The 3,447-nt window shown below is 58.9% G+C and carries 2 protein-coding genes; both read left to right on the forward strand.

The window, feature by feature from the left end:
• Positions 1 to 49: 49 nt before the first annotated feature.
• A complete protein-coding gene (locus tag NW837_RS11210) occupies positions 50 to 1,405 on the forward strand; it encodes a hypothetical protein (protein WP_414331571.1) in 1,356 nt (451 codons plus the stop codon).
• A 235-nt stretch (positions 1,406 to 1,640) separates the two neighbouring features.
• Positions 1,641 to 3,107, forward strand: coding sequence for a hypothetical protein (locus NW837_RS11215; RefSeq protein ID WP_011434306.1), 1,467 nt, complete (start codon positions 1,641 to 1,643; stop codon positions 3,105 to 3,107).
• Positions 3,108 to 3,447 lie beyond the last annotated feature (340 nt).

Consider the following 3,447-nt stretch of genomic DNA (forward strand, 5'->3'; position numbering starts at 1 on the left):
CTATTGTCAGGGTATAGTCCCCCAATTTCCAATCCTCAGGAATATTGCTATGCGCGCCCCCATCCCCTGGCTGCTGAGTTCACTGAGCTGGGTGGGCATTTCCCTGGCCGCTCCGCCGATGGTGTCTACTTCTCAGGCAACCCCTATGGATTTTCCCCTCCACCAGTCCCTTTCTTCCCCCTCGCCTTCAGAGTGGGCAGAGTACTTGGCCTACAGGCAGGTGATTGACCAGACGATCTCCATGACCTGGGATCCGCAAGCGCGAGCCTTGGCAAAGCAGTATGGGCTGGATATCGTCAACATCACCTGGGAAGATACCGGACGCCACAAGGGATCTGCCCTTGGCCCCAACATCAGCGACATGACCATCCAGGTACAACAGCTCAACCCCAGAACGGGCCGCTACGAGCTGAGCTTGATGCCGGTGATCCGCTACCCCAACTTTGCCGATCTGTCTGCCGACCTGCCCCTCGACAGCCTGCAGGTGCTGGTGGGCAACGAAAAAGGAAAACCCCTGCAACCAGTGTCGTTGCGAGAGCTGCTGGGGAATCTGCGCCGCTACTTACATGATCCCGGCTCTTGGGCCGGCAACCGGAACTCCCTGCTGGCTCCACGGGATAGCCATGTGTTGGTGAGCGCCCAGGCCGCCTTTTTGCCTATCCCTGCCGGGGGATCCGCTCAATTCAACCCGGTGCTGTTCAACTACCAATCCCATCCCGGCAACCCAGCCGTGCTGGCCATTTTGGCCACCCGCGAGGGCACCAGCATTACGGTGATCGAGAACCGCACCGAAGATAGGGTGGGCGGGGCTATTTGGGGCCAGCGCCTTTTCTTCAATCAAAACGGTGAACGGGCCAGCCTCACCGGGCAGCGCCTCAGCGATTTTCGGGCCGAGCAAGCCGCCGACCCAACCCCTCAGGATCCCGATGCTGCGGAAGTGGCAGAAGAAGCCCTGAACCTGGTGATGGTGATCCAAGTACCTCTCCAGCAGCGGCAGCCGCCGCGAAGGGAAGTTGAGGATATCTCTGTCAATTTCGGACCCGCAGCCGGCCTGGCCGGCCTCAGCAATGTAGAAGCCGCTGTCATCGGACATGGAGAGGTAGAGGGCCCCTTCACCGAGATCAACAACCTGGACATCGAGCGGGATCCCCGCTTTCCCATTCGGGTCACGGTCCAGTTCTACAAAGCCACCGACAATGGCGTGGTCTCTGCTGAAGACATGGCCCAAATCCACCATCAAATTGCCCGCGTCTATCGAGAGGCCGACTATGTGGGCAGCTTGGTGCTTCAGCCGGATACAGGCCGACCTACGGAGTACAACCGCGACGCAGAGACAGAGCGCCCCTTTCCCTTTCCTTGGTTTCCTTGGTGGCTTCCTTGGTTTCCTTGGTGGCCGCGACGCTAGGGCCTGCTGCGCATTTTTCCCACAACCTGCCGCCAGGTGGCAACATCTTCTCGCGCCTGGGTTTCTCCACTACACTGACTACTGACCTGACGCCAAGGGGAATGGGTGTCGGCCCGATATCCTCGGCAAGGTCAGGGTCTGCAGAGACAGTTGCCAAGGTCTCATTTCTTGAGGCCATGGTGCTTGTCTGTGCCAGCTCTTGCCCAAGGCAGTGGGGAGCTTTTCCTGCAACACTATGGCTGACGCAGTTCCCGTTCGGCGCTACGACCTGTTTGTGCAGGCTTCCCGGCTGCTGCAGCGCTACCGGCAGCTCACGCCGGAACTGCGTCCCATAGGGCTAGAGGTGGCTCTGGCCATCCAATATCACCGCGCTCAGGCCGGATCGGGATCTCTGCTGCCTTGGGTGGGATCCCCTCGCGGACTGCCCTTGCAGCAAGTGGCCCAGCGCATTTGCGACCCGTTTTACAGCAAAACCCACCCTCTTTTACCGACCTTGCCCGAAACCGGCGAGCCTTTGGTGTGGCCTCTGTTCAACCAGGGGGAAAACGGTTTGATCCGGCCCCTGGCCCCGAGCAAAGTGGGCGGGAAACTGGCGGAACGGCGCTGGCTCAAAGCCTGCAACAGCCAGGAAGGGATCGGCTGTCATGCCTTGGCGGCCCACTTGTGGCAAGACGAGCGCTTTTTGGCCGAAGACCGGGATCTCTGTCCTTTCCGCCTTTATGACGGGCGCTACCCTTTGAGCGTGGATCAAGGGCGGCAGACTTGCGGCTTTGACGATCACCCCTGTGGCTGGCAGCCGGGACACCCCAAAATGTTGCAGGTGGTGGGCAAAGGCAAACAGGCCGAGATCCTGCTCCCCCACTGGACGGATGACATGTGGGCGATGCTCATTCCCTCCCATCGTCCGCTGCCGATTTACCCGCTCTTGGTGATGCTTTACTTTGGCCAGGAAACTTTGCAAAAGGGGCGGAGCAGCCTCTCCATCGAGCAATTTCGTCTGGATTTTCAGTTTAGCCAGTCTCAACTGCGCCTGTTGTTCGACACCCACCCTGAGCACCCCTTGAATCGACACCTGCTTACCTGGGCTCAGCAGCCAGAGGTGGAGTGGGGATCCACAGAACTCTTGCCCCAGATGCCGCCCCTCCTGCATCAACCTGCCGGGGGCAAGGTGGTTTTGGATCCCGATGAGCCGCCCCAGTTCCGCAGCAGTGGGATCCCTCACAGCGCCGGGACAGACCCGCTGATGGCAGAACGCCGCCGTCGACGTCAGTTGGAGCGCAGCGAGCGCCACAACGAGATCTTGCACCAGTTTCGCCGCTGGTTCCGCCTGGCAGGATTGGAAGTCCGGGAGGATCAGCATACCTTTGACTTTTTGGCCGTGGCGGACGGGCATCTGCTTTTGGCCGAAGTGAAGCTCCTGCACCACAAGGATGCGGCAGAGGCTTTGCAGGAAGTGGTGGGACAGTTGCTCTACTATGAGCGCTTTGCCCTCGGCCCTTGGATCGAGCAGGGCTTTTCCGTTCAGAAGGCCGCCGTTTTCGATGGGCCACCGCCAGATCCCTATGTGCGATTTCTAGAAGACCTGGGCATTGCCACCTACTGGATCAACGAGCAGCAGATGATCGATGGGCCAGAAAACTCTTTACGCCTGCTGCGCCAGATGGGGGTGCGGGTACGACCGGATCCCGAATTGGGGGATTAGGGGAAAAAGCCTGCCCATGTTCTCCCCTGAGTTTTGACTCAGGCGGGGGTAACTTCTTGTCTTCTTAAGCGTACCTTAACTGCCCCTTTACTCAGATTCCTTCCTGAAGATGGTATCCATACAGACGGTAAAAATACGGGATCCTTTGAAGTTTCGGGAGGAGTGAAGCAGATGTGGTCTAGGGTTACTTCGCGTCGTGTTGCCCAATCAATTGCGGTGCTAGTTTTTGGTTTGGTGCTTTTGGTTTCTCTGCAAGGGTGCGGCTCCAGAAGAACTCTTTTGCCAATACTTACACCTGTGCCAGCACCGACCCCGACTTCAACACCCACAGCCACGCCAA

It is taken from the genome of Synechococcus sp. R6-10 (assembly GCF_047461815.1).
Classification (GTDB): Bacteria; Cyanobacteriota; Cyanobacteriia; order Thermostichales; family Thermostichaceae; genus Thermostichus.